Genomic DNA, 7329 nt, shown 5'->3' with positions numbered 1-7329 from the left:
AGAAGGGGGCGGCATGATCTCCGTAGACCCGGAGCAGAGGGCTTCCCGCCATTACTTCGATCGCGAGTTCGGGGTTCAGGCTGTAAAGCTCCTGCCAGGTGAATATTACGTCACCTCTGAAGATATCGTGTTGACGACAGTCTTGGGGTCGTGTGTGTCAGCTTGCGTGCGTGACAGCACCGCCGGTATTGGTGGCATGAACCATTTCATGTTGCCTGACGAAGCGGATCCGACCTCTCGCGATGCAGCCGCAGCAATGCGATACGGCACCTATGCCATGGAGGTGCTGCTTAACGAATTGTTCAAGGGCGGTGCCAAGCGTGAACGCCTGGAAGCCAAGGTATTTGGTGGTGGTGCAGTACTGGCCAATATGACGATGCTCAATATTGGTGAACGCAATGCTGACTTTGTGCTGCGATATCTTCAGGTGGAGCGGGTCCGCATGGCGGCTCAGGATTTGCGGGGCAAGCTGCCTCGGCGGATTAATTACTTTCCATTGACCGGCAGGGTTACCGTTCGAAAGCTTCGTCAGCAAGGCGACTCATTGCTGGTGCAACGGGACGAGCAGGAGCTGGTCAAGGTGCTGTTGACGCAGCGGGACCGCACCAAAGTAGACCCCTTTGATAAGGGCGCTCTGCAAAAATTTGAAAGCAGGAGTACCTCGGCTGTATGAGTGTTAAAAAAATCAAGGTTCTGTGTGTCGACGATTCGGCATTGATACGCAGTCTGATGACCGAAATCATCAATAGCCAGCCCGACATGATTGTGGTGGCAACTGCATCCGATCCTCTGATTGCCCGGGATCTGGTCAAGCAGCACAACCCCGATGTGATGACGCTGGACGTTGAAATGCCGCGCATGGATGGCCTGGAGTTTCTTGAGAAACTGATGCGCTTGCGGCCCATGCCGGTGGTGATGGTTTCCTCGCTGACCGAGCGCGGATCGGAAGCTGCGCTGCGCGCCCTGGAGCTTGGGGCGATTGACTTTGTCACCAAGCCGCGTCTCGGTATACGTGATGGCCTGCTTTCCTATACTGATCTGATTGCCGGAAAAATTCGCATTGCCGCTGCTGCAAAGCTGCTGCCCGCAAAGCGGGTGGTGCCGGGAAGCAGCCATCTTGTGGAGGCAGATGCGCCCTTGCTGCGCAGTCCTTTGTTGAGCACCGAGAAGCTCATCATCATCGGAGCCTCCACCGGCGGTACCGAAGCAATCCGGGAGGTATTGCAACCACTGCCGCCAGACAGCCCGGGTATCCTGATCGCACAGCACATGCCGGCCGGGTTCACCCATTCCTTTGCGCAGCGCCTCAACGGTTTGTGCCGTATCGCCGTTTCAGAGGCCGTGCATGGAGAGCGGATTCTGCCAGGTCATGCCTACATTGCACCGGGCGGATTTCATCTTTCGCTGACCCGCAGCGGTGCAAATTACGTTGCGCAGGTGGACCTTGAACCACCGGTCAACCGGCACCGTCCCTCCGTTGATGTGCTGTTTGATTCGGCCGCAAAGCACGCTGGCAAAAATGCCATTGGCGTAATTCTGACCGGCATGGGGCGTGATGGCGCCGAAGGGCTGCTCCGGATGCGGCAGGCTGGAGCCTATACCCTGGCCCAGGACGAAGCCAGTTGCGTTGTTTTTGGCATGCCCCGTGAAGCGATTGCCATTGGTGGCGCGAACGAAGTTGTTCCACTACAGGAGATGAGTCAGCGCGTGCTGGCACACCTGAGGTCTTTTGGACAGCTGGCCAACCGGGTTTAGGGAGGGGGTGCAGAGTTTGTCGGGTGAAGAGAACGCGTCCTGCGGACGGCGTGTGTTGATAGTCAAATTATTGGAGTGAACGTGGTAGATAAAAACATCAAGATTCTGGTTGTGGACGATTTTCCGACCATGCGCCGGATTATTCGCAATCTGCTTAAAGAGCTGGAATTTGTCAATGTTGACGAGGCCGAGGATGGTGCGGCCGGTCTTGAAAAGCTCAAGGGCGGTAACTACAGCTTCGTGGTGTCCGACTGGAACATGCCAAACATGGATGGCCTGGCCATGCTGCAGGCGATTCGCGCCGATCCTTCACTGACGAAACTACCGGTCCTGATGGTGACGGCGGAAGCGAAAAAGGAAAACATCATCGCGGCGGCCCAGGCGGGTGCCAATGGTTATGTCGTCAAGCCGTTTACGGCCGTCACGCTGGAAGAAAAGATCTCCAAGATATTCGAGAAAATCGCGAAAGAGGGTGCTTGATATGGCGCAGGAGGCACTTTCCAACGAGGTCGTTGGCGATTCAGCAGAGCAACTGGTCAATCGTATCGGCCATTTGACGCGCCAAATGCGGGAGGGCATGCGTGAGTTGGGCCTGGACAAAAGCATTGCCAAAGCAGCCGAAGCCATTCCCGACGCACGTGACCGTCTGGGTTATGTGGCCCAAATGACCGAGCGCGCGGCCGAGAGGGCGCTAAATGCGATCGATGTTGCCCAACCCATCCAGGATGGCTTGGCCAAGCAGGCCAACGGGCTCACCCAGCGCTGGGATGTATGGTTTTCCAGCCCTGTGGAGTTAAAGGATGCCCGTGAACTGGTACTGGACACCCGCTCGTATTTATCTGCCGTTCCCAAGCAGGTCGGTGCGACCAATGCCCAGCTGATGGAAATCATGATGGCGCAGGATTTTCAGGATCTGACCGGCCAGGTCATCAAAAAGATGATGGATGTGATCAAGGACATGGAGACGCAACTGCTGCAGCTCCTCATCGACAACGCGCCGATTGAAAAGCGCCAGGAAGCGAGCAATGGCTTGCTCAACGGGCCTCAAATCCAGCTGGGCAACGCCGACGCAGTCGACGATCAAGGCCAGGTAGATGATTTGCTGGCCAGCCTCGGATTTTAAGCGACCGCTCTCTCCTGATTGGTCAAGAAGCAGGTTTATCGCCGGCTTGTTTGGCCGATTAGCGCGGCGCAGCTGCCTCAATAATCTCTGCAATCGGGCGGTTTTAAGTCTGAGGCTCCGGAGCATTGATGGCGGAAGAAAGTGATCTCGAAAAAACCGAACCTGCCTCACCCAGGCGACTGGAAAAAGCGCGCGAGGAGGGTCAGGTCGCGCGGTCCCGGGAACTGGTTACTTTCGTGATGCTGGCGACAGGCCTGGTCTGCCTGTGGTCCACGGGAGAGCTGATGGCCGGACATCTCGGCAGCGCGTTGCGCAATGGTCTGCAATTCGAACGGGCCTCCGCATTCGATGCCTCACACATGATGGTGCAAGCCGGAAGCGCCGTGCTTCAAGCGCTGCGAGCGCTGATGCCGCTTCTTGCCTTGATGCTGGTGGCGGCGCTGGTCGCGCCCATGCTGCTCGGCGGCTGGCTGCTGTCGGCCAAGTCACTCACCCCGAAGTTTTCAAAAATGAATCCGATAGCCGGTATCAGCCGCATGTTTTCGACCGAAACACTCGTTGAGCTGGTCAAAACCATCGTCAAGTCCCTGCTCGTCGGCGGCGTCGCCTGGTGGGTGATATCAGGCAATCTGGCCTCGATCATGGCGCTGATGAGCGAGCCGGTGCACGAGGCCCTCTCGCACACCTTGCGCTTGGTGGCCAGCACTTGCGCGCTCATCATCGGGTCCTTGTTGCTGGTGGCCGCGATTGATGTGCCCTATCAGCTCTGGAGTCACCACCACAAGCTGCGCATGTCGCGCGAGGATTTGCGGCAGGAGCAGAAGGAAAGTGACGGTGATCCGCAAGTCAAGGCGCAGATCCGCCGGCAACAACAGCAAATGGCCAAGCGCCGCATGATGGCCGAAGTGCCCAAGGCCGACATTATTGTGACCAACCCCACCCACTTTGCGGTTGCTCTCAAGTACAGCGACAAGGAAATGCGGGCACCGCGCGTAGTCGCCAAAGGCACAGATCTGGTGGCCTTGCGTATTCGCGCTCTCGCTGAAGAACACAAGATTCCGGTTCTTGAGGCGCCGCCCTTGACGCGCGCTTTGTACCGCCATACCCAATTGGGCGCAGAGATCCCTGTCGCCTTGTATGCGGCCGTGGCCGAAGTGCTCGCCTGGGCTTATCAATTGCACCGTCAGAGCACTGAAGGCGGCGCAGTGCCGCCTTCGCCGAAGAACTTGCCCGTGCCTGAAACACTCGATCCCCTGGGAAGCACGGCATGACCGCGATGAATTCATTGATGCGGCTGCCCAAGCTGATGATGGCCGGTAACAAAGGCAAAGGGCTGGTCGGCCCGATTTTGATCATTCTGATTCTCAGCATGATGATCTTGCCGCTGCCGCCTTTTTTGCTGGATCTGCTGTTTACGTTCAATATTGCGTTGTCCATCATGGTGTTGCTGGTCAGCATGTACACCATGAAGGCGCTGGATTTTGCGGCCTTCCCTGCCGTGCTGCTGTTCACGACGCTGCTGCGGCTCTCGCTCAACGTCGCTTCGACCCGCGTCGTGCTGATGGAAGGACACACCGGTCCGGATGCTGCCGGTAAAGTGATCGAGGCTTTCGGCCATTTTCTGGTGGGCGGCAACTTTGCCGTTGGTGTCATGGTCTTCATCATCCTGGTGGTGATCAACTTCATGGTCATCACCAAGGGGGCGGGCCGTATTGCCGAAGTTGGCGCGCGCTTCACGCTTGACGCGATGCCGGGCAAGCAAATGGCGATCGATGCAGACCTGAATGCCGGTCTGATTGGCGAAGATGCTGCGCGCAAACGCCGTGCCGAAGTAGCGCAGGAGGCCGACTTCTACGGCTCCATGGATGGCGCCAGCAAATTCGTGCGCGGCGACGCCGTCGCGGGCCTGCTCATTCTGGTGATCAACATCATTGGTGGCCTGGTCGTCGGCGTGGCCCAGCACGACATGAGTTTCTCGGATGCGGCCACGACCTACACCCTGCTTGCCATTGGCGATGGCCTGGTCGCGCAGATCCCGGCCTTGGTGATTTCAACGGCAGCCGGCGTGATCGTGTCGCGCGTCACCACCGATGAGGACGTCGGGGGGCAGCTCACCGGGCAGCTGTTTGCCAATCCGCAGGTGCTGTTTCTGACCGCCGGCGTCATCGGCATGATGGGATTGATTCCGGGAATGCCGAACCTTGCCTTTCTGATCATTGCGGGCAGCCTGATCTGGCTTGGGCGGCGCGTGATGCAGCGCACGGCAAGCAGTACTGCAGACACTGCCGCAACGCCTACTCCCGCACCTGCCGCGACGGAGCATCAGGAGGCCAGCTGGGACGATGTTGCTTTGGTGGATCCGCTGGGACTTGAAGTCGGCTATCGCTTGATCTCTCTGGTGGACAGGGCGCAAAACGGCGAGTTGCTGGGGCGCATCAAGAGCATTCGCAAAAAGTTTGCGCAAGACATCGGTTTTCTGGTTCCTGTGGTCCATATCCGCGACAACCTCGAAATCAAGCCGAACGCCTACGTTGTCAAACTCAAAGGCGTCGAGATTGGCCGTGGCGAAGCGACACCCGGCCAGTGGATGGCCATCAATCCGGGGCAGGTGAGCGCGACGCTACCCGGCACGCAGACCAAGGATCCGGCATTCGGTCTGCCAGCCATCTGGATCGATGGTAGCTTGCGCGAACAGGCCCAGATATATGGGTACACAGTCGTTGACGCCAGCACCGTAATAGCGACCCATTTGAACCACCTCATTCACGCGCATTCGGCCGAGTTGCTGGGGCGTCAGGAAGTGCAGCAGTTACTGGACCGCATCGGCAAGGAGTCCCCCATGCTGGTCCAGGACCTGGTGCCCAAGGCCATATCGCTCACGACCGTGCAGAAGGTGCTGCAAAACCTTCTCGATGAGGGCGTTTCGATTCGGGACATGCGCACTATCCTTGATGCGCTTGCCGAGCATGCGCCCACTGTGACGGATGCCACAGAACTGACATCGTTGATCCGCCTGGCGCTCGGGCGCGCGATCATTCAGGATATTTTCCCGGGTAATGAGGAGTTGCATGTCATAGGACTAGACAGTTCTCTTGACCGCGTGTTGCTGCAGGCGCTGACCAACAGCAGCGGCCTGGAGCCCGGTCTGGCCGACAGCCTGCTGCGGGAGGCCCAGTCGGCAATGGCCCGTCAGGCGCAATTGGGGCTGCCGTCCGTGTTGGTCGTTCAACAGCCCTTGCGTGTATTGTTGGCCCGCTTTTTGCGCCGCAGCCTGCCGCAGCTCAAGGTCCTGTCTCACGCGGAGATTCCTGACACGCGCACCATCAAAGTAACCGCCACTATTGGAGGCAAGGCTTGAATACCTCTACGGAATCCGGTGCGGCGACCTGCAAGGTTGTAGCGCCGTCCAGTCGCCAGGCCCTGCGCCTCCTACGGGAGAAATTGGGGGGGGATGCCATCGTTTTATCGAGTACCGTGACTGCCGAGGGCGTGGAAATCGTGGCTACTCTGGAAGAGCCCGTCGCTGGCATGCCGACATCGGCGCTTCAGTTGCCGCTTCCCGGCGAGCTTCGCAGCGCGCTTGCGCCAACGTCCAGTCCATCGCTTGAGTCCAAAACTACCAGCGATGGTGATAGCGGCGGCGATAGCGTGCTGCGCGAAATCCATTCGATGCGCGGCATGATAGAAGAGCAATTGGCGGGGCTGGCGTGGAACGAGGCGCAAAGGCGCGATCCGCTGCGCGGCCAGCTGCTGCGGACGTTGCTGGGGGCTGGCTTCAGTGCGCGCCTGGCCAAAGACCTTCTGGCCGAGTTGCCCACCGGTCAGAACTATGCCGGGGGCCTGGATTACGTCAAGGCGGCCATGGCGCGCCAGATGCCCATGCTTGAGGATGAAGATGCCCTGATGAAGGAGGGCGGCGTCTATGCGTTGATGGGGCCGACCGGCGTTGGCAAGACCACCACCACGGCAAAACTGGCGGCGCGTTGTGTCATGCGCTTCGGGCCTGAAAAACTGGCACTGGTCACCACCGACAGTTACCGGATCGGCGCCTATGAGCAGTTGCGGATCTATGGCCAGATCCTGGGTGTATCCGTGCATGCCGTCAAAGACGCGGGCGATCTGGAACTGGTGCTGGCAGACCTGCGCGACAAGCATATGGTGTTGATTGACACGGTGGGCATGAGCCAGCGCGACCGCGCTGTCTCTGAACAGATATCCATGCTGTGCGGCTCCAGCCGCCCGGTCAAACGTCTGCTGCTGCTCAACGCTTCCAGCCATGGCGACACGCTCAATGAAGTGGTGCAAGCTTACCGCCACGGCGCTCAAGCCGGCAAGGGCAGCGACCTGGCAGGCTGCATCCTGACCAAAGTCGATGAAGCCACGCATCCGGGGGCGCTGATTGACACTGTCATTCGCCACCAGTTGCCCATTTACTACATCTCCAGCGGCCA

At 58.9% G+C, this 7329-nt stretch carries 7 protein-coding genes; all 7 read left to right on the top strand.

Features of this window, described 5'->3' with window-relative positions; all coding sequences use genetic code 11:
* Positions 1-13: 13 nt before the first annotated feature.
* A complete protein-coding gene (cheD, locus tag Q8K05_RS02555) occupies positions 14-673 on the top strand; it encodes a chemoreceptor glutamine deamidase CheD (RefSeq protein ID WP_305244973.1) in 660 nt (219 codons plus the stop codon).
* Positions 670-1755, top strand: coding sequence for a chemotaxis response regulator protein-glutamate methylesterase (locus tag Q8K05_RS02550; RefSeq protein WP_305244972.1), 1086 nt, complete (start codon positions 670-672; stop codon positions 1753-1755). The genes cheD and Q8K05_RS02550 overlap by 4 nt, the downstream gene beginning before the upstream one ends.
* A gap of 81 nt (positions 1756-1836) precedes the next feature.
* Complete coding sequence (gene cheY / locus Q8K05_RS02545) at positions 1837-2235, top strand: chemotaxis response regulator CheY (protein WP_305244971.1); 399 nt, start codon at positions 1837-1839, stop codon at positions 2233-2235.
* A gap of 1 nt (position 2236) precedes the next feature.
* On the top strand, positions 2237-2878 hold the full coding sequence (cheZ, locus tag Q8K05_RS02540) for a protein phosphatase CheZ (protein ID WP_305244970.1): 642 nt from the start codon (positions 2237-2239) through the stop codon (positions 2876-2878).
* A gap of 128 nt (positions 2879-3006) precedes the next feature.
* Positions 3007-4149: a flagellar biosynthesis protein FlhB gene (gene flhB, locus Q8K05_RS02535; RefSeq protein WP_305244969.1), complete on the top strand. Its 1143-nt coding sequence runs from the start codon at positions 3007-3009 to the stop codon at positions 4147-4149.
* Positions 4146-6236: a flagellar biosynthesis protein FlhA gene (gene flhA / locus Q8K05_RS02530; protein ID WP_305244968.1), complete on the top strand. Its 2091-nt coding sequence runs from the start codon at positions 4146-4148 to the stop codon at positions 6234-6236. Before flhB ends, flhA begins: the two co-directional genes overlap by 4 nt.
* On the top strand, positions 6233-7329 hold a 1097-nt coding region (gene flhF / locus Q8K05_RS02525), incomplete at its 3' end, for a flagellar biosynthesis protein FlhF (RefSeq protein ID WP_305244967.1). The genes flhA and flhF, both read left to right, overlap by 4 nt.

Source organism: Polaromonas sp., from assembly GCF_030682935.1.
In the GTDB taxonomy this organism is placed as follows: Bacteria; Pseudomonadota; Gammaproteobacteria; order Burkholderiales; family Burkholderiaceae_C; genus Polaromonas.
This window is presented reverse-complemented; position numbering and strand designations above follow the sequence as displayed.